This is a genomic window from Limnoglobus sp. (genome assembly GCF_059499385.1).
In genome coordinates this window covers 80,619-107,049 of the sequence record NZ_JCABYM010000018.1, presented here as the reverse complement: position 1 = coordinate 107,049, position 26,431 = coordinate 80,619, and the positions used below count along the sequence as shown (strand labels likewise).

The 26,431-nt window shown below is 66.5% G+C and carries 25 protein-coding genes; 15 read left to right on the top strand and 10 right to left on the bottom strand.

What is annotated here, in order from left to right:
* The 3 genes from AC5JJ2_RS03270 (at position 1) to selD (ending at position 4,114) form a co-directional block, all read left to right on the top strand.
* Positions 1 to 876 carry a sulfurtransferase gene (locus AC5JJ2_RS03270; RefSeq protein WP_495856526.1) on the top strand — a complete coding sequence of 292 codons (876 nt, stop codon included), beginning with the start codon at positions 1 to 3 and terminating at the stop codon, positions 874 to 876.
* Positions 877 to 912: 36 nt separating this feature from the next.
* A complete protein-coding gene (locus AC5JJ2_RS03265) occupies positions 913 to 1,812 on the top strand; it encodes a DUF547 domain-containing protein (RefSeq protein ID WP_495856525.1) in 900 nt (299 codons plus the stop codon).
* A 64-nt stretch (positions 1,813 to 1,876) separates the two neighbouring features.
* Entirely contained in the window at positions 1,877 to 4,114 is a 2,238-nt protein-coding gene (selD, locus tag AC5JJ2_RS03260) for a selenide, water dikinase SelD (protein ID WP_495856524.1), read from the top strand.
* Here selD and AC5JJ2_RS03255 read toward each other — a convergent pair.
* From AC5JJ2_RS03255 to AC5JJ2_RS03220, 8 genes are all read right to left on the bottom strand, one after another.
* Positions 4,101 to 4,961 (bottom strand): hypothetical protein, encoded by an 861-nt coding sequence (locus AC5JJ2_RS03255; protein ID WP_495856523.1) that lies wholly within the window; start codon positions 4,959 to 4,961, stop codon positions 4,101 to 4,103. The genes selD and AC5JJ2_RS03255 overlap by 14 nt on opposite strands.
* A gap of 75 nt (positions 4,962 to 5,036) precedes the next feature.
* The gene (locus AC5JJ2_RS03250) at positions 5,037 to 6,164 is read right to left on the bottom strand and encodes a transglutaminase-like domain-containing protein (RefSeq protein WP_495856522.1); all 1,128 of its coding nucleotides are present in this window, start codon (positions 6,162 to 6,164) and stop codon (positions 5,037 to 5,039) included.
* 84 nt (positions 6,165 to 6,248) lie between these two features.
* Positions 6,249 to 7,277 carry a DUF1559 family PulG-like putative transporter gene (locus AC5JJ2_RS03245; protein WP_495856521.1) on the bottom strand — a complete coding sequence of 343 codons (1,029 nt, stop codon included), beginning with the start codon at positions 7,275 to 7,277 and terminating at the stop codon, positions 6,249 to 6,251.
* A 379-nt stretch (positions 7,278 to 7,656) separates the two neighbouring features.
* Complete coding sequence (locus tag AC5JJ2_RS03240) at positions 7,657 to 7,884, bottom strand: hypothetical protein (RefSeq protein ID WP_495856520.1); 228 nt, start codon at positions 7,882 to 7,884, stop codon at positions 7,657 to 7,659.
* A gap of 192 nt (positions 7,885 to 8,076) precedes the next feature.
* Positions 8,077 to 9,594: a mercuric reductase gene (locus tag AC5JJ2_RS03235; protein ID WP_495856519.1), complete on the bottom strand. Its 1,518-nt coding sequence runs from the start codon at positions 9,592 to 9,594 to the stop codon at positions 8,077 to 8,079.
* The gene (locus tag AC5JJ2_RS03230) at positions 9,591 to 10,313 is read right to left on the bottom strand and encodes a TIGR04283 family arsenosugar biosynthesis glycosyltransferase (protein ID WP_495856518.1); all 723 of its coding nucleotides are present in this window, start codon (positions 10,311 to 10,313) and stop codon (positions 9,591 to 9,593) included. Before AC5JJ2_RS03230 ends, AC5JJ2_RS03235 begins: the two co-directional genes overlap by 4 nt.
* 78 nt (positions 10,314 to 10,391) lie before the next feature.
* Complete coding sequence (locus AC5JJ2_RS03225) at positions 10,392 to 10,763, bottom strand: hypothetical protein (RefSeq protein ID WP_495856517.1); 372 nt, start codon at positions 10,761 to 10,763, stop codon at positions 10,392 to 10,394.
* Positions 10,764 to 10,849: 86 nt separating this feature from the next.
* Positions 10,850 to 11,593: a Crp/Fnr family transcriptional regulator gene (locus AC5JJ2_RS03220; protein ID WP_495856516.1), complete on the bottom strand. Its 744-nt coding sequence runs from the start codon at positions 11,591 to 11,593 to the stop codon at positions 10,850 to 10,852.
* A gap of 271 nt (positions 11,594 to 11,864) precedes the next feature.
* On the opposite strand from AC5JJ2_RS03220, the gene AC5JJ2_RS03215 reads away from it, so the two are divergent.
* The 12 genes from AC5JJ2_RS03215 (at position 11,865) to AC5JJ2_RS03160 (ending at position 24,225) form a co-directional block, all read left to right on the top strand.
* Complete coding sequence (locus AC5JJ2_RS03215; protein WP_495856515.1) at positions 11,865 to 12,881, top strand: DUF1559 family PulG-like putative transporter; 1,017 nt, start codon at positions 11,865 to 11,867, stop codon at positions 12,879 to 12,881.
* Between the two features lie 344 nt (positions 12,882 to 13,225).
* Entirely contained in the window at positions 13,226 to 13,660 is a 435-nt protein-coding gene (locus AC5JJ2_RS03210) for a hypothetical protein (RefSeq protein ID WP_495856514.1), read from the top strand.
* A gap of 73 nt (positions 13,661 to 13,733) precedes the next feature.
* Entirely contained in the window at positions 13,734 to 14,657 is a 924-nt protein-coding gene (gene bufB, locus AC5JJ2_RS03205) for an MNIO family bufferin maturase (RefSeq protein WP_495856513.1), read from the top strand.
* A 46-nt stretch (positions 14,658 to 14,703) separates the two neighbouring features.
* Complete coding sequence (locus AC5JJ2_RS03200) at positions 14,704 to 15,777, top strand: DoxX family protein (RefSeq protein ID WP_495856512.1); 1,074 nt, start codon at positions 14,704 to 14,706, stop codon at positions 15,775 to 15,777.
* A 13-nt stretch (positions 15,778 to 15,790) separates the two neighbouring features.
* Positions 15,791 to 16,666, top strand: a complete 876-nt coding sequence (locus tag AC5JJ2_RS03195) for an HvfC/BufC family peptide modification chaperone (RefSeq protein WP_495856511.1) — start codon at positions 15,791 to 15,793, stop codon at positions 16,664 to 16,666.
* Entirely contained in the window at positions 16,645 to 17,817 is a 1,173-nt protein-coding gene (locus AC5JJ2_RS03190) for a haloacid dehalogenase type II (RefSeq protein WP_495856510.1), read from the top strand. Before AC5JJ2_RS03195 ends, AC5JJ2_RS03190 begins: the two co-directional genes overlap by 22 nt.
* On the top strand, positions 17,817 to 18,878 hold the full coding sequence (locus AC5JJ2_RS03185) for an NADPH-dependent FMN reductase family protein (protein WP_495856509.1): 1,062 nt from the start codon (positions 17,817 to 17,819) through the stop codon (positions 18,876 to 18,878). Before AC5JJ2_RS03190 ends, AC5JJ2_RS03185 begins: the two co-directional genes overlap by 1 nt.
* A 126-nt stretch (positions 18,879 to 19,004) precedes the next feature.
* Complete coding sequence (locus tag AC5JJ2_RS03180) at positions 19,005 to 19,340, top strand: four-helix bundle copper-binding protein (protein ID WP_495856508.1); 336 nt, start codon at positions 19,005 to 19,007, stop codon at positions 19,338 to 19,340.
* Positions 19,341 to 19,418: 78 nt separating this feature from the next.
* On the top strand, positions 19,419 to 20,072 hold the full coding sequence (locus tag AC5JJ2_RS03175) for a hypothetical protein (RefSeq protein WP_495856507.1): 654 nt from the start codon (positions 19,419 to 19,421) through the stop codon (positions 20,070 to 20,072).
* A gap of 185 nt (positions 20,073 to 20,257) precedes the next feature.
* Complete coding sequence (locus tag AC5JJ2_RS03170; RefSeq protein ID WP_495856506.1) at positions 20,258 to 21,631, top strand: radical SAM protein; 1,374 nt, start codon at positions 20,258 to 20,260, stop codon at positions 21,629 to 21,631.
* On the top strand, positions 21,631 to 22,431 hold the full coding sequence (locus AC5JJ2_RS03165) for a class I SAM-dependent methyltransferase (protein ID WP_495856505.1): 801 nt from the start codon (positions 21,631 to 21,633) through the stop codon (positions 22,429 to 22,431). Before AC5JJ2_RS03170 ends, AC5JJ2_RS03165 begins: the two co-directional genes overlap by 1 nt.
* A gap of 135 nt (positions 22,432 to 22,566) precedes the next feature.
* Positions 22,567 to 24,225 (top strand): VTT domain-containing protein, encoded by a 1,659-nt coding sequence (locus AC5JJ2_RS03160; RefSeq protein WP_495856504.1) that lies wholly within the window; start codon positions 22,567 to 22,569, stop codon positions 24,223 to 24,225.
* Between the two features lie 41 nt (positions 24,226 to 24,266).
* Here the strand turns inward: AC5JJ2_RS03160 and AC5JJ2_RS03155 are convergent, their stop codons facing one another.
* Complete coding sequence (locus tag AC5JJ2_RS03155) at positions 24,267 to 24,977, bottom strand: Crp/Fnr family transcriptional regulator (RefSeq protein WP_495856503.1); 711 nt, start codon at positions 24,975 to 24,977, stop codon at positions 24,267 to 24,269.
* A 366-nt stretch (positions 24,978 to 25,343) separates the two neighbouring features.
* A complete protein-coding gene (locus AC5JJ2_RS03150) occupies positions 25,344 to 26,429 on the bottom strand; it encodes an inorganic phosphate transporter (protein ID WP_495856502.1) in 1,086 nt (361 codons plus the stop codon).
* Positions 26,430 to 26,431: the final 2 nt, after the last annotated feature.

Sequence of the window (26,431 nt, the reverse complement as noted above, 5' to 3'; positions counted from 1 at the left end):
GTGGTGCTGACGAACCAGAGCTTGGACCGCCGAGCCGTCCTCGGGCGTCTCCTTCGCGTGGCCGGGGCCGTCGCGATCGGCGGCGGTGCGTACTGGGCTTGGGGAACGGGTGTGGAATCGGCGGGAACCGATGGCATCGAGGTGACGCTACTCGACGCCCGCGGCGGTCCCTGGCCGCTGCGCCGATCCTTACCGGGGGCGGTTCGGGTTCAGTGGCAAGACTTCGCCGAGCCGACCATGCCGCGACGTGGCTACCTCCTGCCCGACCGCGCCGAACTGTGCCGCCGACTCGCGGCGGTCGGGGTCCGGCCGGGTCGTCCGGTGGTCGTTGTCGGAGACGGGAGCAACGGCTGGGGCGAGGAAGGGCGGGTCGCCTGGATGCTCGGCTTCCTCGGGGTGAACGACGCGCAGCCCGTGAGCGTCGAGGAGTGGACCCGGACTCGGCACGGATTCCGGCCGGTTCGCGACGCGGCACCCGAATGGGTTCCCACGCTCGACGACTCGCTCCGCCGCGACGTTCGGACGGCACCGGCCGGGGCGGTGGTCCTCGACGCCCGCGGTCGGGACGAGTTCCTCGGAACGCCGAAATATGGAGAGGCGCGAGGCGGGCATGTGCCTGGCGCGTTGCACCTAGCCTGGGATCGCTTCATCGACCCTTCGACCGGATCGTACGACCTGGCCGCGTTGCGTGCCCACCTGTCCTCCCTCGCCGTGCCAAGCGACGCGATCATCGTCTGCTACTGCACGGGCGGGGTGCGGTCGTCCTACCTGACGGTCCGACTCCGGCAAGCCGGCTTCCGCCGCGCGGCGAACGACGACGGCGGCATGTGGGCGTACGCGGCCTCGGACGGGCCACTCGTCACCGGCGGCGAATAGCCAAGGAACCTGATCGCACTGCGAAGGAGATCGCCGATGTCGGCACCAGCGAAAAAGAGCTACTACGGCGCGTTCTTCTGGCTGAGCGTGGTCTCCTTCCTGGTCCCGCTCGTCGTCGCCCTCAAGGCGTTCGACGCGGCCAAGCCGACGACCAAGCCGGTCCCGAATCCGGACGTGTCCGGCGTGGACCACGCCCTCTGGGACTACCTGCTCAAGTCCTACGTCGAAGGCGGGCTGATCGACTACGACGGGATGGCCCGCGACCACCTGTTCCGCACCTACTTACGGCAGATCGGGACGGCGCGGCCGGACGACCTTCCCACCCCCGAGGACCGACTCGCCTTCTACTGCAACGCCTACAACGCGCTGGTCGTGAACGGCGTTATCACCCACCGGATCAAGGATTCGGTGATGAACTACCAACACTACGGGCTGGGGTTTTTCGACGTGAAGGAACACCTCGTGGCCGGGGCGACCATGAGCCTGAACGACCTCGAACACAAACTGATCCGCCCCACGTTCAAGGAACCGCGGGTCCACGTCGCACTCGTCTGCGCCGCCCGCGGGTGCCCCCCGATCCGGCCGGAGGCGTATACCGGGTCAAACTTGGACGCGCAGCTACGGGATCAATCAATTCTGTTTTCCAACAGCCCGAAGTACGTCGCCTACGATTTGTTACCGGATACCCTCACGCTCAGCCCGATCCTGAAGTGGTACGCCGAAGACTGGAAAGAGTTCGGTGGCGTGTTCTCCTGGTTGGCCGACCGGGCGGAGGATCCGGCGGTGCAAGCGGCCTTGCGACGCAAGGTCCAGGATCCGACCGGCTTGGTGTACGCCGAGTACGACTGGTCGTTAAACTCCCGGCAGACACCCGGATCGGCCGGCGGGAGTTCCCCGAAGGCGAGCTTCGGGTCGGGGACGATTCCCAACGACTGAGGAGATTCGGAATGATGCGGACTCGATTGGCCCACCAGGACCACGACCGCGGGATGGCGATCACATGAACTCGCTCGCTCCGCCGATCCCGGTGCAGAAATCGGTCGTGTTGGTCGGGGCCGGGAACGCCCACCTCGTATTCGTCCGGAAGTGGCGGATGCGGCCGCTGCCCGGCGTGGCCGTCGCCCTCGTGAACGAGGCTCCGGCCGTCCCCTATTCCGCGATGGTGCCCGCCCACATCGCCGGCGAGTACCGGCGGGAGGAGTTGACCATCGACCTCGTGCGGCTCTGCCGGTCGGCCGGGGTCCGGTTCGTCCCCGCGCGGGTCGTCGGCATCGATCCGAAAACGCGGCAGGTGAATCTCGCGGACCGGCCGCCGCTCGCCTACGACGCGCTCTCCCTCTGCCTCGGCTCGGTGCCGGCCGACCTGGCCAGCGCGGCCACTCCCGGATTCGCCATCCCCCTCCGCCCGCTGTCCGTGCTCCTCGACCGTCTCGACGGGATTGAAGCGGAACTCAAGAGTGCCTTCCGACCGTTCCACCTCGCCATCGTTGGCGGCGGGGCGAGCGGGTGCGAACTGGCGGTGGCCGTCCACAATCGCCTCGGCCACCTCCCCGACTTTCGGATCACACTGCTCCAGGCCAATTCCCGGCTTCTGCCACGGTTCCCGGCGAAGACGGCGGCGGCCTACGAACGCGAGTTCCGCTCTCGCGGCATCGCCTGGCGGCTGAGTTGCCGCGTGTCCGGTCGGGAGGCGGGCACGCTGGCGTTGGCGGACGGCGAGAGCTTGGCGTGCGACGCGGTGTTGTGGGCGACGCCCGGCGCTCCCCCGGACCTCGTCCGCGAGAGCGGGCTGGTGACCGACGACCGCGGCTTCCTTCGCGTCCGGGAAACCCTCCAGGCCGAGTCCGACTCGGCCACGTTCGGCACCGGGGATTGCGTGTCGTTCGCGGCGTACCCGGACCTCGCCCGCAGCGGAGTGTACGCCGTCCGGCAAGGCGAGATCCTGTTTGAGAACATCGCCTCCTTCCTGCACGGCCGATCCCTCCGCCGGTTCCGTCCCCAGCGGCGCTGCCTTTATCTGCTGAACGTCGGCGACGGGACGGCGGTCCTGAACTACGGCCCGGTCGCCTGGAAATCTCGCTGGGTCCGGCGGCTGAAGGACCGAATCGACCGCCGGTGGGTCGAATCATTCCGGCCGGCGGAGATGCCCGCGGTTCCGGGTGAAGTGGACGACGCACTCCCGCAGATGCGGTGCGGGGGCTGCGGGTCGAAGGTCTCCGGGGACGTGCTCTCGGCCGTTTTGAAGCGGCTCGACCCAGAACAAGATCCTCGGGTGCTGATCGGTGCTCGCCACGGCGAGGACGCGGCCGTGTTCCGCGGCGAGGCCGGCGGGCCGGTCCAGGTGCAGACCGTGGATCACTTCCGGTCGTTCACAGACGACCCGTACCTGTTCGGCCGCGTCGCGGCCCTGCATGCGGTCAGTGACCTGTACGCGATGAACGCCCGCCCGTTCGCGGCGCTGGCGATCGCGACGCTCCCGCACGCCCGCGGGCCGATCCAGGAGGCCCAACTCTTCGAGTTGCTCGCCGGCGCGCAGCGGGCGTTCCGCGAACTCGGCGTCACCCTCGCGGGCGGGCACACGACGGAGGGGAGCGAACTCGCGGTCGGGTTCGCGATGACCGGTCTGGCGGAGGAGAACCGGCTTTTTCGCAAGGGAGGGCTGACGCCCGGCGACCGCTTGATCCTGACCAAGCCGCTCGGCACCGGGGCGCTGCTCGCGGCGTGGATGCGCGGCCACTGCCGAGCCGAGTGGTACACAGCGGCCATCAGCACCATGTTGTGGGACAACCGGGACGCGGCCGGGGTGTTCGAGCGGTTCGGCGTCCGAGCTTGCACGGACGTCACCGGCTTCGGTCTGGCCGGACACCTCCTGGAAATGCTCGACGCGAGCGGCGTTGGGGCGAGGTTGTACGCGGACCGGGTGCCCCTGCTCGACGGCGTCCTCGACGTGACCGCCGCCGGAATCGTCAGCACCCTCCACCGCGACAACGCCAAAGTCGCCTGTCGGATCGGCGGGCCTCAGCCTCTTCCGGCCTGGTTGTTCGACCCACAGACCTCCGGCGGATTGCTGGCCGGTGTCCCCGCCGATCAAGTGACTGAAGTTCTCCGCGAACTCCATTCGGCCGGGTACGTTGCCGCTTCGGTGGTGGGCGACGTGATGGCGGCAGATGACGGAGCACCTCTCCTGTTGCTCGATCACGGTCAACAATCCCGGTCCGAAGCGATCACTTCACACTGAGGTCGATCTCGAACGGGAACCACGCGGGCCGCGTCTTTTCGTCACGGGTGTAGACGGCCTGGAACGCATTCTTGTCGGCCGACAGTTTGCCGCCGTCGATTCGATACCGGAACCCCGTGATGGAATAGCGGTCATCCTTGGCCGTTTTGCCGGGCAAGGCCTGCTCGAAAAAGACTTCCTGTTTCGTGAGCCAGATGAGGCGGCCGTCACCCGCTGCGATTCCGACGTGGGGCTGCCGCGATCGAACCCGCTTGGGGTCGGCATCGGCCAGGTGGTAGACGCTTCCCAGGATTACATCGCCCGTCATATTACCAGCAGGAACGGCGACGACATTCCAGCCGAAGCCGTCGCCGATCCACGCATACTGGACGGCGCGAAGGCCGAGTTCGTTGGTGTCGCTCAGTCGCTTCGGCTGCTTGTAATTCGTCACTTCCGCCCAGTCATGATCGACGTTCCATTTGTCCCACACGCCGTACCAACGACCTTGGAAAGTCCCAAAGGCATCCGAGCCTTTCGTCGGGCTGGTTCCTTCGACCTGCTGTAACAGTTGAGTTTCGGTCAGCTTGAAGTCGCTCAGTGTCGGCCGATCTTTCAGAGCTTTTTCGGTCAGGGCTGGGAACCGAGAAATGGCACGGCAGAGGAGGGTCGCGCGGCGAACGTCTTTCGAGTCCGTCGTCAGGAGGGAGCGGCGGAACTGTTCCGCTTCCTCGATCCCCTCCACAAAGGCCTTCTGGTCGTTTTCACCCACCCGGACGGCTTTGGGCGGGTCTGCACCACGCGAAGTAGTAACGGAGCATCCCACGAGCGAGATTAGCATGCCGACCAATAGGCATTTCTGCGCGTTCATCAGTAAAATCCTCGCTCCTTCGTATCCTGTTAGCCCAGACTCGAAACGCAGGGGCGGGACGAGGCAAGAACGGCCTCACCGCCCGCCATCACGGACGAGGGTCTGCTCGTCCTTGAACGGGTACACGGTCGGCTTGTCGGCTGTGTACTTGTGGGCGGTCATCCACCCGAACTCCCGCTTGGTCGGGTCGGCCGGGTCCGGGGTGGGTAGCGGCTTGCCATCCGCCTCTGCGTAGATGGTGCCGATGAGCGGCACCCTCCCGCTCGCCTTCGGTGCCAGTTCGTAATCGGTGCCCTTGGTCATCAACAGCCAGGTGTTGTCCCGGAACCCTCGGCGGAACCGCTCACCGGCCGCTTTGGTCAACCGTGCTTTCTCGTCCGCTGTTAGCCCCTTTGCATCCGCGATCCGCTTCACCAGCCGCTGGGTTTCGGACACGTCGAAGCTCACCCACCCATAGGGCGGCAAGTACGCCTCCAGCTTGCAGTGGCACGGCAGGTTCTTCGGGAACAAATGCAGCCCGTACGTCACCCGCGTCGGCACCCCGAGCGACCGGCCGAACGACGAGCACAGTCCGTGATAGTCGCTACAGTCCCCTCGCCGTTTGGTCAGGGCATGTTCGCTGCTGGCCACCAGCGACGTGTTGCTGTGGTCATAGGTCAGGTTCTGCTGCGCCCAGTCGGTGACGGCGAACAGTTGCTCGCCCGCCCTGGATTTGCCCGCCGCGATCTCGGCGGCCAGTTTGCGGAACGTATCGTCCACCTTGATGAGTGCTTCACCGCGGCGGAACGGCGCGAACTTTTTCGGCCACTCGGCCACCGGCTCCACCTTGAGCGCGTCCACATTCCAGCGCAACTCGCTCACCTTCGCAGTGAACGTGTGGGTGATAATCTGCCCGCCCTGCGGGTTCTCGAACTCGAAGTAGGCGAACGTATTGCCGAACACGGCTTCGGTGTGCAATGCCGGCTTCACGTCGGTAGGGAAACTGGCCCACTTCGACTCGCTCACACGTTGGGCGTTGTCCGACGGCGGCACCGGCACCCAAACGGCGAGTTTCCTGGTGTTCTGTGGGGCGGTGACGACTGCGCGGAAGTCCACCAAGTACGTCACCGGATCAGTCGCTTCGGCCGTGTACGGTTGGGTCGGATCGAGCTTCGCGGTCGGGTCAACCGCGAGCGCGAGGGAGGCGAGCAGGAGTGGGAGCATGTGTGTGGGTGGGGCAGGCGTGAGTTAGAGGAATGGAACCCCGCCGCGGCGCGGGGAAACGCCCCGCACCGCGACGTCCGGTGTTCAATCCGCCGGAGTGACTTCGCCGCCGTCCACCGTCAGGAAGGCCCGCAGGGCGGCCCCGTTCGTGCTCTCCCGCATGAACCGCACGCTGCCATCACCCATCACCATGTTTGCCCCACCTGAGTGGAAGCTGAAGATCTCCTCGTTCGGCCCGCAATTGAGTAGCGTCCACGGGCAGGTGGCGGGGCCGCCGCGGGGGGTAGCGTTGTTGTTGATGAGCTGGTCCACGTTGAAGGCGTTGTCCGGTTCCGCCCACGCCCAGAACCGCCGCCCGCTCGGGTTCAGTGTGTTCACCGTCTTCGGGCTGAACGGCATGGCGTCGCTCCGCCCGGCCATCTCGCAGATGGCGATGGTGTTGCTCGTGCCGTCCGGCACCTGCCCGGCCGACCGCGGGTGGGAGCCGTTCAACAGGCAGACCAGTCGGGGGCCGGCCCAGGTGGGGTCGGGCACGCCGTAGGCCGGAGCCGGGGTGATGGCGATGTTCGGCGGCGTGTTGGCGTTGATCATCGCCGTCGCCGGGTTGGCGTAGTCGGTGTACGCGAACCCGGCCGCATCGGCGTTACCGGACCGGTTCGCGGTGGAAGGACAGATGAAGATCTTGATTACGGTGCGGGCGGCCACCTGGTTGTTGGGGAACGACGGGTCGTTGTACGCGTAGTCCAGGTTCATCAGTCGCAGCACGTTGTCCTGTTCCAGGTACGGTAGCAGGCGGGTTTGTAGCGAGTGCGAGATCTGCCCGACGATCGGTGTCGGGGTGGCCTCCTCGACGTACCTGTCGGTGTAGAACACGTTGGCAGTGCCGGCGGCGTTCCGCCCCTGCCCGCCGTGCGGGAACCGGCCGTAACTGCTCTCGTAATTGTGCAGAGCCAGCCCCATCTGCTTCAGGTTGTTCTGGCAGGTGAGGCGAGAGGCCGCCTCCCGCACCTTCTGGACGGCGGGAAGGAGTAGGCCGATGAGGACGGCGATGATGGCGATGACGACGAGCAACTCGATCAGGGTGAACCCTGAACGACGGGATGGTCCGGGCATGGGGGTGCTGCACCTTCGTGAATAGCGGGGGAGTGTTCACCCAACATGCCCCGCGCCCGGACCGGGGGCGGAACGCCACCACGGGGCAACTGGGAATGAACTCTCGGATCGGAGGGTTCGGGCGATAAGTGCCCGAACCGAACCTGCGGGCTACGAGTGGGATACCACCAATGTTTCGCAGGAGCAGGAGGTATTATCCTATCTCGCCCCGAACTGGTCTCTGTGAGGCAGATCACAGTTTTCCGGAATTCGCTCCGCTCACGCTCGACTCCAGGCGGACGCTTGAGAGCCGGTGGCAACCGGTGGCGGTTGAAGGCGTCTCCGGCCACCTGGGTCGCCTCGTCGTTCCCGATCGAACAATCACACCGCGGCCGCCGACTCAGCCACCGGAAGAGAGGCACACCGGTCGGCACATTTCGGGAATGTGTTCGGCAACCACGGCTCGAAGCCGCTTCCACAAATCCAGTTCGAGGTCTGCGAACGAGCCCGCCACCCCGTGCCGGAGGGCCACGTCATAGGCGACCTGTGTCAACAGTGCGGCGAACTGCTCTGTCACCCCCCGCACGGGATCGACCGGATCGGCTTGGCATTTCCTCAGCGGACGCATCTGTAACCCTCCGCACTGGGATCGGGCGTTGCCAGTGAGTTGCCCAAACGGCGATGGCGTTCGACTCTCGCTGTCGGCGGCTGCGGCCTCTTTTTAGAGAGCGTCATCCACCTGAGCATGGTTCCATGCTAACTCGTGCTATGTGTCCGTCTGTGAGGCAGCCCACGTCGCAGCAGAATCACCGGTTCCGAGTCACCATCGGCCCCAGGCCAGCCACTTGTCGAAGAGCCATTTCACGGTCGGCGTCAGTCGCGTGCGGTTGTAGGCGTCGCCGACCTTCTTGATCGCCTCGCCCTGCGTTGGGTACGGGTGGATGGTTTTGGCGATCATGCCCAGCCCGAGTTTCCCGACCATCGCCAGGGTGATCTCAGAAATCAGGTCGCCGGCGTGGGCCGCCACCACGGTCGCGCCCAGGATGGTGTCCTTCCTGGGGTGGACGAGAATCTTCACGAAGCCCTCGTCCTCGCCGTCGAGGACCGCGCGGTCGACGCGGCTCAACTCCTGTGTGAACGCGCGGTAGGCGATCCCCCGCTCCTTCGCCTCGTGCTCGTACAGGCCCACGTGGGCGATTTCCGGGTCGGTGTAGGTACACCACGGGACCGTGAGGGCGCTGGCCTTCGCCCGGCCCCGGAAGAGTGCGTTCTGGATGACGACGCGGGCCATCGCGTCGGCCGCGTGGGTGAACTTGTATTGCGAGCAGACGTCGCCGGCGGCGTACACGCGGGCGTTTGTCGTCCGGAGCCGGTCGTCCACAGTCACGCCGGTCCGCGGGTCGAACGCGACGCCGACCCCTTCGAGGTTGAGTCCGTCCACGTTCGGCACCCGGCCGGCACCGACGAGGATCTCATCGACCGCCAGTTCGCGGGGCACCCCGCCAAACACGAGGTGCAGCACCTTGTCCGCCCCGCGCCGTTCGACCCGTGTGACATCACAGCCGAGTGTGAGCGTGATCCCGTCGCGGCGGAGCGCCGCCTCGACCCGGTCTGCGGCTTCACGGTCTTCTTTCGGCAACACCTGGGGGTGGTTCCCGATGATCGTGACGTGCGACCCGAACCGGGCGAACGCCTGGGCGAGTTCGCACCCGATCGGCCCAGCCCCGATGACGGCGAGACGGCGGGGCAACTCGGTCAGGGCGAACACGGACTCGTTCGTCAGGTATCCGGCTTCTGCGAGTCCCGGTGTCGTCGGCCGATGCGCTCGTGCGCCGGTGGCAATCACCGCACGGCTGTAGCGGAGCGACCGGCCTGCGACCTCGACCACGTCCGGTGCGGTGAACCGCCCCGCACCGAGGAACACGTCGATCCCGAGGCCCTTGAACCGGGAGGCCGAGTCGTGCGGACTCAGGTCGGCGCGGAGCCGACGCATCCGCTCCATCACCGCGGCGAAATCGACCTGCCACCCGTCGGGCACCCGAACCCCGAACCGCCCGGCGTCCCGAACCTGCGCCGCCGCGCGGGCGGACCGGATCAAGGACTTGGACGGCACGCAGCCGACGTTCAAGCAGTCGCCGCCGAGCAACTCCCGCTCCACCAGGGCGACCCTTGCGCCCAGCCCGGCCGCCCCGGCCGCCGTCACGAGTCCGGCGGTCCCGCCCCCGATCACGACGAGGTTGTACCGCTCGGCCGGCTCGGGATTCACCCAGTCCGACGGGTGGGTGTGGCCGAGCAACCGCGTATCGTGGGCGTCACCGGGGACGGTTGCGGCGGTCATGGCGCGTCCTTGGAGGGCGGGTAGTAGCGGTCGAAGATCGCGCGGGTCGCCGCGACCCCGCCGCGCCCGTACGCCCGTCGGAACCGCCAGTTCTGCCAGAGCGTGCGGGCGACCCCGAGTCGCTCGAAGCGGCGGGGCGAAACCGTCACCGGGCAATCCAGGAAGACGGGCCGCCCGAGCGAGCGCAAGCGGGCCGACAGTTCCACGTCCTCCAGGATCGGCTGGGCCGGAAACCCTCCGACGGTCGCCAGCACTATGCGACGAAAGAACTGGCACTGGTCGCCGTAGGAGTGCCCGGCGACGGCCCGGCGGCGATCGAACCACTCGATGAGGCGGTATGGCCAGCGGTCCGATGCGAACCGGTGACCGAGGCATCCGCCGGGGCACCGGGGGTGCGACAGGAAATGTCGGCGGATGCGATCCAGTGCGTCGGGCGGGAACACCATGTCCGCGTGCCCGACGACGACGATGTCCTCCGTGGCGGCGTTGACTCCGGCCGCCGTCTGGTTGCCCCGGCCGCGGGCCGCGGAGGCGAGCACGGTCGCACCGGACTCGCAGGCAACCTCAGTCGTGGAATCCCATGAGCCGCCATCGACAACGATGATGCAGTCGGGGCGCACGGTCTGCTGCTGCAACGAGGTCAACGTAGCCGGCAAGCCGCTCGCTTCGTTCAGCACCGGGATGACGACGGCGAGGGTGAGGAGGGGTGATTCGGGCACGAGACCACCAGACAGGGCCGAGACTGTGAGCTACGAATCGGCTGCCGTGAAGCAACCAACCGTCCCCCAGTCCGGCGTTCACATCCGTCCCATCTGTTCGCGCATCTGCTCGAACAGCGGACCACACCGCGGGCAGCGGGCCACATGCTCCGCAATCTGAGACTTGGTCGGTTCAGTAACTTTACCGACCATGTAGTCTTTGCCCTGGCGAACGACCTCGGAGCAAACGATCCCGCCGTAGTCGTACTGACCGTCGCCCCGCCGGCCGAGCAGGAGCCACGCGCCACCGCCGGCCGCGAGGACCGACGCCGCCGTCGCCACCGTAGCGCGGAGGAAGACCCGGCGAGACTTGCGGCCACGAAGCTTCCTGCCGAGACGCGCGACTTCACCTTCCGGGAGCGGGGACCACTCGTCGGGTCGAGGGGTGTCGGGTTGATGGTTTGCGGACATCGCCGGTCTCACGTTGCGGCCCAGTACGGTGTACTCAATAACTACTATCGCACGCCTGCGGCAGCCCCTCCGTGTGCCACCTCACACTACCGAGGGGAATTCGGAGGAATTGGGAGCGGCCGGCCGTTCTCAGGCTGTGGCGACGATCCGCCGGCTTCGGCCACAAGTCGGCGGATGTCACTGATCACGAGCCGTCGTCGAGACACTTCGACCAGTCCGGCCGCCTGAAGTTGTCCGAGCGTGAGCGTCGCCGTCTCCCGCGTCACCCCAATCAGACTGGCCACGTCCTGGTGGGTCAGGGGGATTCGCAATTCGACGCGGTTCCTGTTCCGGTCACCGTGGCTATCGGCCAGTTCCAGGAGGATGTGGAGCATCCGATCCCGGCTCGACAGAAACAGTAGATTGCGGAGCCGGGATTCGATCCGCAGCCGGCGGAAGCCGATCAACTTGGTGACGGACAGTGCGATGTCGGGCCGACTCTCCATGAGGGCGACGATGTCGCCGCGCGGGATGAGCAACACCTGACACGCATCGACCGCCTCGGCGTACTCGCGGCGCGACTGGCCGTCGAGGATGGCCAACTCCCCGAACAACTCGCCTTCCTCAATGAACGCCAGAATCGTCTCACGGCCATCCGGTGTGATGTCCTTGATCTTGACCCGTCCGGCGGCGAGCACGAGTACCGTTTCGCCAGCCTGATTCGGCGCGTAGATCGTGGAACCGCGTTTGAAGGTGCGGTTGAGGGCGCGGCGGTTGAGCTGTCCGGCCTCGGCCTCGGACAGCCGCTCGAACAGACCGCACTGCTTCAGGAACCAGACGCCCCCGCCCATCAGTTGTCGCCCTTGGACCCCGGACCCCCACGGAGAGGAAACAGGGGGATTGTACTCGCCGCCCGCCGGCCACGTGACACCCGGCCCGTGCGGTGGCACACCCCGATGACTGGCGGTCGCCCGCGTTCCGGCCTGTCCGGAAATCCGCATCATTGCCAAGATAGCGGAACGCCGAGAGGCATTCTGTGAGCTAGCTCACCGTGCCGTCTGCTCGCGAACCCCCGGCCCGTCGGTCGGGGTCGCAGCCGCGTCTCGTCGAGGAGTTTCGCAGTTGAGGGATTCATCGGAACGCCGTCGGGGGTTCACCCTCGTCGAACTGATCGTGGTCATCACAATTCTAGCGGTTCTCGTCGGCCTCCTGCTCCCGGCCGTCCAGAAAGTGCGTGAGGCCGCCAACCGGACCCGGTGCCAGAACAATTTGAAACAACTCGGCTTGGCGGTCCACAGCCACGAGGCGGCCAACGGACGGCTGCCGAGCGCGGGGAAGGCCCGCGACGCCACCGGTTTGTCCGACGTGTTTCTGACCGCCGACGGACGTCAAGAGCCAACGGTCCCCAACCCGGCGGTCGGCGTGTCCCACTCCCTCCACACCTGGCTCCTGATGCAAGTCGAGCAGGAGTCCGTCTGCCGGATGATGGACATGGGGCGGGCCTTCAACGACCCGGCGGCCCCATCGAACATCTTGGCGGCACAGACCGCCATCCCCGTGTTCCTCTGCCCGTCCGTGTCGAACCGGAACGGCGACCGAGACCGGGCGGCCTACGGGTACACCGACTACTCCACCCCACTGACGGTGGTCGTGGACGGGGCCACGCCGCGGGACGGCATCCCCGACGCCAACGGGTGTGTCCTCCCCCGCGGCCGACGTGTGCGGTGTGTCCTCGCGGCCGACGCCCCACGGCGCTTCCTCGCCGTGTCCGATGGATTGAGCAACACGGTCCTGATATTGGAGGCGGGCGGACGCGGGGACTTCATGCCGAAATCGTCGAACGGCCTGAACGTACTCAACCCGAGCGGGCGGCGGTTCTGGGCGTGGGCGGAGCCGGACAATGCCTTCAACGTGGATCAGTTGATTAACAACAACGCCACCCCCCGCGGTGGGCCGAGCACCTGCCCGTGGACGCGGCTGAACTGCGGACCGAACGGCGAAGCGTTCGGGTTCCACCCCGGCGGCGTGAACGCCGTGATGGGCGACGGCAGCGTCCGCTTCTTGCGGGATTCAACCTCCGGCGACACCTACCGGGCGCTCTTGACCCCCGACGGGGGCGACGTTGCACGTGAGGAGTGACTCCTTTCTCGAAGTACGCTTCGGGAACGCTTGGGTTCTCGGTGCGCCGCGCCTCTTTTTTCTGTAGCTGTTCGATCAACTCGATTCGCAGCTCCGTTCCAGTGCCCGCCGGTGTCCTTCCTCGCTGGCGGGTGGGTCATCGCATCAATTCGGTGAGCCGTTTCAATACCCCCTGGTGTGAATGCGAACGCCGACTTGAGGCCGTCGGATTTGGGGACCCGTGTGATGTGGCTCACAGACTGTGAACTGTCACAGAGCAACAATGTCCCCGAGGTCGCGGGATCGCCCCGCAGCCACCAACGGCCCCGTGTTGATCGGGGTGAGACCGAGACAACGAGGATCAGATGCACCGACCGGACCCGAACCGCCGCGATTTCACCAAGCTAGCCGCCGCCGCCTTCGGCGGTCTGGTCGCGGGCACCGCGCTCGCCCAGGACAAGAAGGACGACAAGAAGGAGGAGAAGAAGAACCCGCTCCTCTCCGACAAGCACATCTGCCGCGGGCTGAACACCTGCAAGGGCAAGGGGGCCGGCGGCAAGAACGAGTGCGCCGGCATGGGCGAGTGCGCCACCGCCAAGGCCCACGATTGCGCCACGATGAACGAGTGCCGCGGCCAGGGCGGGTGCGGCGAGAAGCCGGGCGAGCAGGAGTGCAAGGGGATGGGCAAGTGCGCCGTCCCGGTCACGAAGGACGCGACGTGGAAGAAGGCCCGCGCGCGGTTCGAGGAACTGATGAAGAAGGACGGGAAGAAGTACGGCGACGCCCCGAAGAAGAAGTAGCCGCCCGGTTGACCCTCCCCGGACGGCCCGACTCCGCTCCGCCGTCCGGGATCGTCTTTTCCGCGAGAACGCCATGCGACAGCCGCGATTCGGGCTTCCGAACCTGGGACTCGGAGTGGGCCTCCGCTCGACTCACTACCCGCACATCCTGCGGGAGAACCCGGCCGTGGACTGGTTCGAGATCATCTCCGAAAACTACATGGACTCCGGGGGCCGCCCCCGCCACGTCCTCGAACAGATCGCCGAGCGATACCGGGTCGTCATGCACGGCGTCTCGCTCTCCATCGGCAGCACCGACCCCCTGGACTTCGAGTACCTACGGAAGCTCAAGGCGCTGGCGGACGCGGTTCGGGCGCACTGGGTGTCGGACCACGTCTGCTGGACCGGCGTGGCCGGGCGGAACGCCCACGACCTCCTACCGGTGCCGTACACCGAGGAGACGCTCCGGCACCTGACGGCCCGCGTCCGCACCGTGCAGGACTTCCTCGAACGGCCGCTGGTGCTGGAGAACCCGAGTTCCTACGTCGGCTTCGCCTCATCGACGATGCCGGAGTGGGAGTTCGTCGCCCGGCTCGCGGAGGGGGCGGACTGCGGCCTGCTGCTCGATGTCAACAACGTGTTCGTGTCGTCGGTCAACCACGACTTCGACCCGGCCGAATACATCCGCAACGTGCCCCACTCGCGGGTGGTGCAGTTCCACCTGGCCGGGCATTCGGACTGCGGAACCCACCGGATCGACACGCACGACGACCACGTGATCGACCCGGTCTGGGAACTGTACCGCCTGGCCCACCGCCTGACCGGCGGGGCGGCCACGCTCCTGGAGTGGGACGCGAAGATACCGGAATTCCCGGTCGTTCACGCCGAGGTGCTAAAGGCCAAAGAGTACATGGCCGGGGCACTCGGCTCCGCATTGCCAACGCCGGCCCACGAGCCACGAAATATCACACCGCGCGTTCACCACCCGCTCACGCACGGTCTCGTCGAGGTGATGTAGCGGTGCTTCCGTGTTTCGTCTCCTCGCCCGGCCAAAGGACACTTCGATGCCTCAGTGGATCGAAACTACAGTACGGTACTACGCCCGTTTCGCCCGACTCCTCACCTACCCACAGGACGGCTTCCTGCTCCTCGTGAGGTTGTACTGGGGCTGGCAACTGATCGGAGCCGGCTGGGGCAAGCTGATGAACGTGGCCGCGACCGCCCAGTTCTTCGAGGGACTGGGCATCCCCCTGCCGACGTTCAACGCGATCCTGTCCGGCTGCGGCGAACTCGGCGGGGGAATCCTGTTGATCGGCGGCCTGGCGTCGCGGCCGGCCGCGATGGTCGTGGTCGTCAACATGCTCGTCGCCTTGCTGACGGCGCACACCGGGGATGTCCGGACCGTGCTTTCGGAGCCGTCCCGCTTCCTCGGTTCTCCGCCCTTCACCTTTCTGATGGCGGGCGTGATCGTCCTCCTCTTCGGCCCGGGTGCTGTCTCGCTCGACACCCTGGTCCGGCGATACATGCCTCGGCTCGGGTTGGCTGCGAACCCGGCCGATCCGAGCGGTGGGATTGGGAGCGACACCACCCGGCCAGACGGTGACGGGGTGACCCGGCGGGATGTGGCACGGTTGACGGCCGCAGCGGTCGGCGGTCTGGTGGCCGGCCTCGGTCTGCGAGGGCTGATGCGCCCGGAACAAACTGCGCCTCCTGCCGGGAGCGGCACTTCCCTCGTCGGCCCGGAGGGCGGTCCGACACCGACCGCGGAGGTCAAGGCCATCCAAGCGATTGACGCTGCGGCCCCGCCGGAGATCAAGCCGAGTTTGTTGCTGGAGGAGCCACACACCTGCTGTGGCCTGAACACGTGCAAAGGCCGAGCGAGGGACGGTAAGAACGCCTGTCTGGGTCAGGGAACCTGTGCGACGGCGAAGGGGCACGTCTGCCAGGCCCAGAACGACTGCAAGGGGCAAGGGGGCTGCGGCGAGTACCCCGGCCAGAACGCCTGCGACGGCAAAGGGGCGTGCGCGGTGCCGCTCAAACGCGACACCTGGCCCAAGGCCCGGAAACGGTTCGAGGAGCTGGCGAAGCTGGCCGGCAAAGTGGTCGGCGGGCCTCCACCGAACTGCCCCAAGAGCTAACCGGAGTGACCTCATGACGGGAGACCCACCCAGCCTGGGCGTCATCCAGCGGTGGATGCAGGCCGTGCTGACGCACCCCGACGGTGTGGCGGGGGGCATGCGCTCGCCCGAAGCACGGGGCGAGATCGAAGTCGGCCCGGACGAACTCGGGCGAGTGCTCACGCGGTCCCGGGCGCTCTCCGCGGCCGACCGCCTGGGGGTGTACGCCAACGCCTACTACGCCCGCCTGCTGGAATGCCTGCGGGAGGAGTTCCCCGCACTGGTTCACACCCTCGGACAGGACGTGTTCGATGGATTCGCGGTCGATTACCTCCAGGCTCACCCACCGAAGAGCTACACGCTGCAAGAGTTGGGATCGAACTTTCCGAAGTTCCTCGCGGAGACGTGCCCGGCCGATGAGAACCCCGCGTGGGCGGCGTTCTTGATCGACCTGGCTTCGCTGGAGCGTGTCTACAACGAAGTGTTCGACGGCCCCGGGGTGGAGGGCCGCCAACTCCTGACCGCCGACCATCTCCTCGCGCTCCCGCCGGACCGGTGGCCGTATGCCCGGCTCGTCCTCGCGGACGGGTTTCGGCTCGTCGAACTTCGGTCCCCGGTACACGAATACATCACCTCGATTCGGCGGAACGAGGAGCCGTCCCCGCCGAATTCGGCCGAAACCCTGCTCGCCGTCCACCGCCGGGACTATGTAGTCCGCCGGCACCCACTCCTCCGTCCGCAGTACGTGCTACTGCGGACGCTCCTGGCTGGCGAATCGATCGGGACCGCGATCGGCCGGGCGGCTGAGCTGCACGGCCCGGACCTAGACGTGTTCGCCGCTGGTTTGCGAGCGTGGTTCTGCGATTGGGCGGCGGAAGGATTCTTCCTATGTGTCGAGTTGCCGTCCTAACGCCGTCGTTTGTCGAAGTGGGAATCCCGGTTCCCTTCTTCCGAGCGGCCGAATGGTGGTTGAATTCAGTCACCGCCGAGTCAACATCCAGGCGGAAAAATCCACTATTTGCGATGCCCTCCCTTCAATGGGGGTCAGGGGGCGTTGTTGCCATCCCGCCACATGCGGGGCCGGCACTCGAAAGACCATCGCCGCCTCGGTATGCATCCTGCTTAGAAGTTCCGTGGCAGAGTCGGCCAGTGGCCGACCGGGGATCTGTCCGGACGCGACAACCCAACCGCAGTCCATGCCGAGCAGTGAGAACTCGAACCGAAGGCCGCGTCATGAATCACATCACAACCGACTCGCCGGGGTTGTCCCGACGGAAAGTGTTCACCGCCGCAGGCGGCCTCGCCGCGGCACTGGCGATATCGTCTGGCGAGCCGGCCTGGGCCGCACCGGATCGGAAGGAAAGGAAACCCAAGCGCCCCACTGTTGTCGCCTTCGATGTGATCGAGACGCTGTTCGACCTCGGCCCGATGCGGGACCGGCTCAAGTGGGCGGGGCTGCCGGCGGACGCGCTCGGAGAGTGGTTCGCCCGGATGTTGCGGGACACGATGGCGCTGAGCCTGACGGGCGTCTACAAGCCATTCCGAGAGGTTGCGAAGGGGACGTCGGAGGTGATGCTGACCGAGGCCAAGTTGGACGCGAAAGCGGAGCGGATCGACGCCGTCCTCGCGGGCTTCGCCGATCTCCCGGCGCACACGGATGTCGCCCCCGCGTTCGAGCGGCTACGGGAGGCCAAGGTTCGGGTCATCACCCTGACCAACGGGAGCGCCGAGAACACCGGAAAACTGCTCGCCCGGGCCAAGCTCGACGGGTTGGTCGAGCGGGTCGTCACGATCGACGAGGTGAAGCGGTGGAAGCCGGCCAAGGAGGTGTACCTCCACGCCGCGAAGGTGGCCGAGGTCGAGCCGGCCCGGATGGCCTTGGTCGCGGCCCACGACTGGGACTGCCACGGGGCGGCCCGGGCCGGACTGGTGACCGGGTTCGTCGCCCGCGGCGGCAAGGGCTTCCACCCGGCAATGGACCCGCCCGATGTCAAGGGACCGTCGCTCAAGGAAGTCGTCGATGGTCTGCTCGCCCTACCCGCGGCCGGGGAGAAGCGGTGATGAAACCGAACGACGAGAACGGCAAACGCCTGACGGCGGACCGCCCCTTCCGGGTGCTGGTGGTCGCGGGGTCCGACCGCCGGCAGTACAACTGCCCCGGCGTGGACTCGAAGGCCCGCACGCTCTTGCTCCGCATGGCCGACCGGCTGCCGCCGGAGTTTGAGATCGACCTCGAAGACCTCGGGAACGTGTACGAGCGGGTCAAGATTCAGAGTTGCAACGCCTGCGTGTCCTCGTCGATGGCCCTCTGCTGCTGGCCGTGTAACTGCTACGAGAAGGGCAACCGGTCCGAGCCGGACCTGATGTGGGACTTGGACCTGTACGCCCGCCTCGACCTGGCTGACGCCTGGGCCGTCATCGGCCCGATCAACTGGTACGCCCCGAGCAGCAACCTGAAACTGATGTTCGACCGGCTGGTGTGCATGAACGGCGGCAACCCGCGGGAGGACTTGATCGACCACAAAGACCCGGAGAAGGCCCGCGCCCTGGAACACTCCCCGGAGTGGGAACGGCTCAGCCGCAACCACCTGGAGGGGCGGACGGCCGCCTTCTTCTGCTACGGGGACGGCGGCGGGGACGAAATGGGGGCCGACGGCCGGCCCCGGATGCTCCGGCACAAGGGCTACTTCGACCCAGGGAAGGAGCCGTTCGACGACGACCGAGACGCCTACGCCCCGCTCGTCTGGCAGTGCCGGTTCAGCGGCATCGAGGTGCCGGACCACCTGTGGCGGTACAAGGAGTTCGGGCACGGCAAGCCGTACAGCGACAATCAGGCCGAACACATGGCGGCCGAGCCGGACGTGTTCCGCGACTTCGACGCCTGGGTCGAGGCGTTCGCCGGGTTCGTGCGGGACAAGGGGAAGGTGGAGCCGGGCGAGTACCGGGCCTACGGGTACGAGCCGCCCGGCCACCGGATCGCCGACCTGAAGCTGAAGTGGCGGGCGCTGCGGATGGCGGTCGGCCTGCCTCCGGCGGGGTCGTCCGCTGCGGCCCAGCAGGAGCAGGGGCTGAACCGCGACGCCACCTTCTTCCCGAGCCGCAGCACGACCGAGCAGCAGTAGCCGGAAGTTCCGATCCCGCCCAAGGACAGGCCGGATTGCCGGCGCGTTAAGTGCTGGCACATCTCACTGCGCCCGTGTCCGCTCTACCCAAAGCTCCAACCGAAGCTCCAGCACCGGAGGTGTCCCGTGCATCAGAAACACCAAGCGTGCATCGAGGCTTGCGTCCGCTGTGCCGAGGAGTGCGAGCACTGCGCCGACGCCTGTCTGAGCGAACCGGACGTGCAGATGATGGCCGAGTGCATCAGGCTGGACCGGGATTGCGCCGCGATCTGCTGGCTGGCGGCGGCGTTCATGAGCCGGGGGTCGCGGTTCGCGTCCGACCTCTGCCGGGTGTGCGCCGATGTCTGCGAGGACTGCGGGGAGGAGTGCGCCAAACATGAGCAGGATCATTGCCAACGGTGCGCAGAAGCCTGCCGCGGGTGCGCCGAGGAGTGCCGCCGCATGGCCGGTGCCGCCGTGTAGGGGATTCTCCGACTCTATCCGCTCGCCCTGACAGCGTCCGGAATTCGCCCGATCTCAACCCGAAAGAGGAGGTGTCGAATGTGTCGTCACGCTGACGAGCGCCCCAACGGGCGGCGCGAGTTCCTGGGCCTCGCCGTCGCCGGCTCGGTCGCCGGCCTCGGGTCGCTTCTCGCGGTCGGCCGTGCGGCCGGGCAGGAGCCGGCCAAGGTGGGCAAGGAGGCTGTCGAGAAGCTCATCGCGGACTGGCCGGCCAAGCCGAAGGAGGTCGCCAAGAAGATGGTCGAGCAGTACGGCCAGCCGAACGAGGCCACGCCCACCCATCTGGTGTGGCTCAAGAACGGGCCGTGGAAGTACACCATCCTCTTCAGCGAGGAGGTGCCGCACAACTTCCCCATGAAGCACACGGACGTGCTGGAACAGGTGATCGACTACAAGGTGCCGCCGGACAAGTTCGACGAGTTGGCCGCCTACGACGGGAGCGTCACGGTCCGCCGCACCAAGGGCGAGATGTCCGCCATGTGCGACAAGGAGGAGATGAACTACCTGGCGTTGAACCTCGCCAACGACATCGTCACCGGCAAGATGGGGGTGGAGGAGGCCCGGAAGTTCTACGGCAAGGTGGCGATGGCCTTCATGAAGGGCGAGAAGCACGAGTACACGCAGAAGCTGGTCTTCCACCAGGCGGCGAAGGGCGGCACCGCCGACCCCGACGAGCCGCTCAAGAAAGAGTGAGTCGGCACCGGGCGACCACTCCGGTGCTCGCCCGGTGATTCCGGATACGACACACGCCGTGATGTGAGCCAACTCACATACCTGACCCGCGCGGATCGGTAACATCACTTCTTGGACGGGATTTTCGACCTGGAGGAACAGTCCGGATGCACCCCTTACTGATCGACAGAGGGGGCAGGGGCGCGTTGTCGGCGGACTTCGGTCGCGGGCGGCGGGTCAAATCGACGACCAGCCTGTGCCCCGAGTGCCTGTCCCGCATTCCCGCGGACGTGTTCGACCGGGGCGGCGAAATCTGGATGGACAAGACGTGTCCCGACCATGGCCCGTTCTCGGCCCTGCTGGCGAGCGATGTTCGGCACTATTACGTCGCCGACCCGACCGTGAGTTCCCTCGGGTCTTGCTGTGGGCCGGGCCGGCATTGCGGCGACCAGACGGCCAACCACAGTTGCAACCTGCTGATCGAGATCACCCAGCGGTGCAACCTGACCTGCCCGACGTGCTACGCCGGGTCGTCGCCCGAGCGCGACGAGTTCCTTTCGCTCGCGGCGTTCGCCGAACTCCTCGACGGCCTGCTGGCGAAGGGCAAGGGGGACGCCGACCTGATCCAACTCTCCGGAGGCGAGCCGACGATTCACCCGGAGTTATTCGCCATCCTCGACCATGCCCTCGCGTGCGGCGTCCGGCAGGTGTACGTCAACACCAACGGCATCCGACTGGCGGATCAGCGGTTCGCGGAGCAACTCGCGGCGAGGGGCGCGCGGGTGTCCGCTTACCTCCAGTTCGACGGCTTCAAGCGAAGCACTTTGGAACTGCTCCGCGGGCGGGGCGAACTGCTGGAAACGAAGCTGCGGGCGGCGGACTACTGCGAAGAGTTTGGCATCAACACGGTGCCGGTGATGACCCTCACGCCGGGGGTCAACGACGACGAACTCGGGGCGTTCGTGCGGTTCGCGGCGGGGCTTCCCCGGAGCGTCCGCAAGGTGATGATCCAGCCGGCCATGTACTCGGGCCGGTACGACAACCCTCGCGTGGTCCGCCGGCTCACCGTCGCCGACGTGGCGAAACGAGTCGCGGCCCAGACGGACGGGCTGTTCCGCGAGGACGACTTCACCCCGATCCCGTGTTCCGACCCGAACTGCTTCAGCATGGCGGTCGCCCTGCGCGGCCCGGACGGGTTGATCCCCGTCTCTCGTTACCTGCCCCGGTATTCGGCATGGGCGGACGCCGCTAACCGGGCGCTGATCGCCGCGGTGGCCGACACGTTCGACGCCGCCGACGGACTGTCCGGGCTGATCCAGGGGGTGTTCGCGTCGGGGGCGTTGGACGGCCTCAACGAAGCCGCCGTGGACAGGCTGCTCGACCTCGTCGCCACGATGCCGGCCAAGCATGAAGACACCTGGGACGGCCTGTTCGCCATCGGCATCAAGCCGTTCATGGACGCGCACACCTACGACCAGGACCGGATCGACAAGTGCTGCGTCCACATCGTCGCCCGCGACGGGACGCCGGTGTCCTTCTGCGAGTACAACGCCGTCCACCGACCGCAGGGGAGACTGTGATGCCGCCACCGACCGCCACCGAACTGACGCCTGCCGCGTGCTGTGCCGCGTTCTACGAGCAGGACTGGGTTCAGACGGTTCTCGGCGAGAGCTTCCATCCCGGCGGGACGGACCTGTCCACGCGGTTGATCCGTGGCTTGCACCTGCCCGCGAACGCGCGGGTGCTGGACGTGGCGTGCGGGATCGGGACGACCGCCCGCCTGATGGCCCGCGAGTTCGGCCTGGAAGTCGTCGGCCTCGACGCCAGCCGGGTCAACGTCTCGAAAGCCGACGGGCTGTCGGCGGACGCAGCCACAAAGTTCGTCGTCGGTGACGCGGCCGAGTTGCCGTTCCCCGACGACTCGTTCGACGCGGTTGTGTGCGAGTGCGCCGTCAGCACTTTTGCGGATCAGCCCCGCGTAGTGGGCGAGTTCGCCAGGGTGCTGAAGCCCGGCGGGGTGGTCGGCGTCACCGACATGGTGGTCGAGGGCGAACTGCCCAACGACCTCGCGGGCCTGATCGCGCCGTGGGCGTGTCTCGCCGCCGCCCGATCCGTGATCGGCTACCAGTCCCTGTTCTTGTCCGGCGGCTTGCTCGCGGTGGAGTACGCCGACGAGTCGTCGGCGCTGCGAAGGCTCGTCGCCGACCTGAAGCGGAAGCTGCTGGTGGCCGGGTTGGGCCGGTCGCTGGGGGCCGTCCCGGGGCTGGAGGGATTGGACCTTGCCGGGCTGCGGGGGCTGCTGAACCGTGCCGGTGAACTGGTGAAAGATGGCACCGTGCAGTTCGCCCGGCTGATGTTCGCCAAGGCCGACCGCGATTGACAACGTCTGTTGTCAGAGGAGCGTATGTGATCGTTCCAATCCGTGCGTTCAGCGATACATCCGTTGGGTATCGTCAAGCAGACTGATGCTGGTGACGAGCGGGCGAAACAACTCGACGCGATACCGGGACGACAAATGAATGAAGCCGGCGATACAAGAAAAGCGCACGGGTTCGCCGCGACTGCGAACCGCTACGCGAGCGCCGCCAAATGGCTGTCCGCCGTGCTCATCGCGGTGAGCGTGATCCTGATCGTCCGGCGGTTGCCCCTCGGCCCGGCGGTCCAGGCGTTGGAGGAGTGGATCGCGGGCCTCGGAATCTGGGGGGTCGCGGTGTTCGTGGTGCTGTATGTGATCGCCGTGGTACTCCTTCTCCCCGCCTCCCCGCTCACCCTGGCCGCCGGTGCCCTCTTCGGCCTCGCGGGCGGCACCGCCGTTGCGTCGGTCGCCTCGACGACCGGGGCCGCGCTGTCGTTCCTCGTCGGTCGCTACCTGGCCCGCGACCGGGTCGCTAAGTGGGTCGCGCGGTATCCGAAGTTCGCCGCGATCGATCGGGCCGTCACCGTCGGCGGATGGAAGATCGTCGGCTTGTTACGGCTGTCGCCGGCCGTACCCTTCAACCTGCAAAACTACCTGTATGGCATCTCCGGCATCCGGTTCTGGCCGTGCGTGCTGACGAGCTGGGCGGCCATGCTGCCGGGGACATTCCTCTATGTCTACCTGGGGCACGTGGGCCGAGCCGGACTGGAAGCTTCCGCCGGGGAGGGCCGGTCCCGCAGCCCGGCCGAGTGGGCCATGATGGCCGTCGGCCTGTTGGCCACGATTGCGGTCACCGTGTATGCCACGCGGTTGGCCCGCCGGGCAATCCGGGAGCAAGCCGACCTGGGGGCGACGCACAAATCGACTCCGACGAGCGAGGTCGGATCCCATCCGCCGCCGAAGCGCTGGCCGTGGGGCGCGACCGCCGCAGTCGGACTGGCGGCGGTCGCGGCTACGGCGGCGGCCGTCGTCCACTTCGACCCTGCCCTGCTCGCCCGGTGGGTCGGCGGCAGCCTCGGCCCGCCCGAAGTGACACTCCGCGAAGCCTACGAGGAAAAGCCCGACGGTCCCACCGTTGACCACGCGGCTCTCAACGACCTGCTCAATCGCCACGTCGATCCCGACGGCTGGGTGGACTACGAGGGGTTGAGGGAGGATGGCTCGAAACTCGATTCGTACCTCGCGGCCCTCGCCGACGCCCCGTTCGACGAGATGGGCCGCAACCAGAAGTTCGCCCTGCTGATCAACGCCTACAACGCCTTCACCCTCCGCCTGATTCTGGACCACTATCCCGTCGCGTCCATCCAGGACATCCCGGCCACCAAACGGTGGGACGACGTGCGCTGGCGGGTCGGCCCCCACCGCTGGAGTCTGAACCAGATCGAGCACGAGCAGATTCGGCCGATGTTCCGCGAGCCGCGGATCCACTTCGCCCTGGTGTGCGCCGCGGTCGGCTGTCCGAAGCTGCGGAACGAGGCGTACATGGCGGATCGCTTGGACGAACAACTCGAAGACCAGGCCCGCTACGTCCACGGCCACGACCGTTGGCTCCGGCTCTCGCCCGACAACAGCGTCTTGCGGTTGACGCGACTCTACCTCTGGTACGGCGGCGACTTCCGCCAGGTCGCCGGGTCGGTCCCGAACTTCGCCGGGCGGTACTCGCCCGAGTTGCAACGGTTGCTGGACGCCGGGGCAACACCCAGGATCGAGTGGTTGACGTATGACTGGGCACTCAACGGCCAGCGGCACGACCCATGATCCGACGACCACAGTGATCTGCACTGGTCGTATGCCCCCGGTCATTGCTCCCGCCTCAGCCGGCGGACGTTGGTTACGACAATCCGCCGGCGGGAGACCTCGACCAGCCCGACCGATTGCAGTTCGCCGAGGGCAAGGGTGACAGTTTCGCGGCTCATGCCTGCAAGGCCCGCGAGGTCGTGGTGCGACAACGGAATGCGGATTTCGACCCGATCCCCCGTGGCATCCCCGTTCGTTTCACACAGTTCCAGCAGCAACCGGACAACGCGGCTCCGGCAAGTCAACAAGGACATGCCCGCCAATCGGATTTCAACTCGCTGACGGCGGATGCCGATCAGGTCCAAGAGTGAGCGTGCGAGTTCCGGCCGTTCCTCCATCCAGGCACACAAGTCAAGGCTGGGGATCACCAGCACTTCGGACTCTTCGGCCGCCTCGGCCCACTCCGGCCGTGATCGGGTCGGGAGCAATGCGGACTCGCCGAACATCTCCGAAGCCGACACGTACGCCAGGACCGCTTCCCGAGCGTCATCGGACGAAATGTCTCCCCCGTCTCGTACCGTCGCTGGGATCTTGATTTTCACACGGCCGCGAACCAGTACCAGAACTCCGCTCATTGGCTGGGCCGGGGAGTAGATGACCGACCCGCGTGGGTAGGCACGGCACTTCACCCGAGTCGCTAGTTGCCCGAGTTCGGACGCCGAGAGCGATTGGAGCGGAGCACACTTACTCAGTTCGCGAATGACCAGCGACATAGTTGTTTCCGGCACGGGGCACAATCGCCCGGAATGCGTGTCGATAAGACTGTACCTCGTTGATGTGGTCGGCACATTCTGCGAGGTAGTTCACACCTGCGGCAATCGACTATGCCGTTTCTCTTCGGCGTAGATTCCTCATCACAAGCGTCCATTGGTCGAGAGTCTACACGCCCGTGGCACCGTCTAGCGAATGACCAAAGCAAACCCGGAATACGCCACTGCTGCAAGCACGGCCGCGACCGGAAGGGTGATCGCCCATGCGGTGATGATCGATGTCACTATGTCGCGCAGGGCGGGCGCACTATGAAACCGCCTGGGAAACAAGGGGTTCCGACGACTGATCCCCGTGAAATCGAGTGGTTGTCAGCCCTGGAACACCGCAATCCCTTGTGATTTCAGGGGTTCATAGTGCGCCCGCCCTGCTATGTCGCGACGCGCGGTGCGGGTCACCAATCCGATTCCAAACAGCGAGCCGACGGAAACGTGTGTCGTTGAGACCGGTAACCCGAGGCGACTCGCAAGTGTGACCATGAGGGCAGTCACCAGATTGGCGGCGAACCCCTGGCCAGGTGACATGCGGGTAATCTTCTGGCTCATCGTTTCAGCAACTCTCCGTGCGTTCACGAGACCACCGACGGCGATGGCCACGGAGACCATCACCAGCCCGGCCGTTGGTGCTATGACTTCGGACGCGACTACGAGCGCGATCATCTTTGGCGTGTCGTTTAGACCGCGAGCGAACCCGACTGCTCCGGCCGTCAGGAAATGCAGCCCGTCCAATACCTGCCCGGCCTCAACACCCAGAACTCGACCGGAGTAACTTGAACGACAGTCTTCCACTTGCCCAATCACGACTTCCCCGGTCCGAACCAGCCGGAGTGTACCGTCCACATGCGGGATGACTTCCTCAACCACTTCGCCCACACATACGCAAGAACTCCGAGCGACGCCGAACACCCGACTGCCGCGCAGTAAGACGACGTAGGCGATCGCGGATAGCAGTAATGAGGCGACGGGTGCGAAGAGAAGCGGCAACACGAATTGCCGGCCAAGTGCAGCCAGACGCACGTCACCCGACGCGGCTAGGAGACCGGCCCCCACCAGGCCGCCGGTTAATGCGTGTGTCGTCGAGACCGGCAATCCGAAACGAGTGGCGAGGAGCACTGTCAACGCCGCACCAAGACTAACGGCCAGCAGGAAACTCGGTTCATGGGTCAAAGCCTCTGGTACCAGCCCCTTTCCCCTGAACACTTCAACCAAGCCACCGGCAAACTGAAGCGCGAGCAGAGAACCGGCGAATGTCGTGATCGTGGCCCAAGCGAGGGCGGTGCGGTATCCCGTGGTCCCGCTCCCGTACAAAGTGGCCACCCCCTTGAAGTTGTCGTTCGCCCCGTTCGAGTAGGCCAGGAACGCGATCGTGATAACGATTAACGCGGAAAGGGTTGTCATGC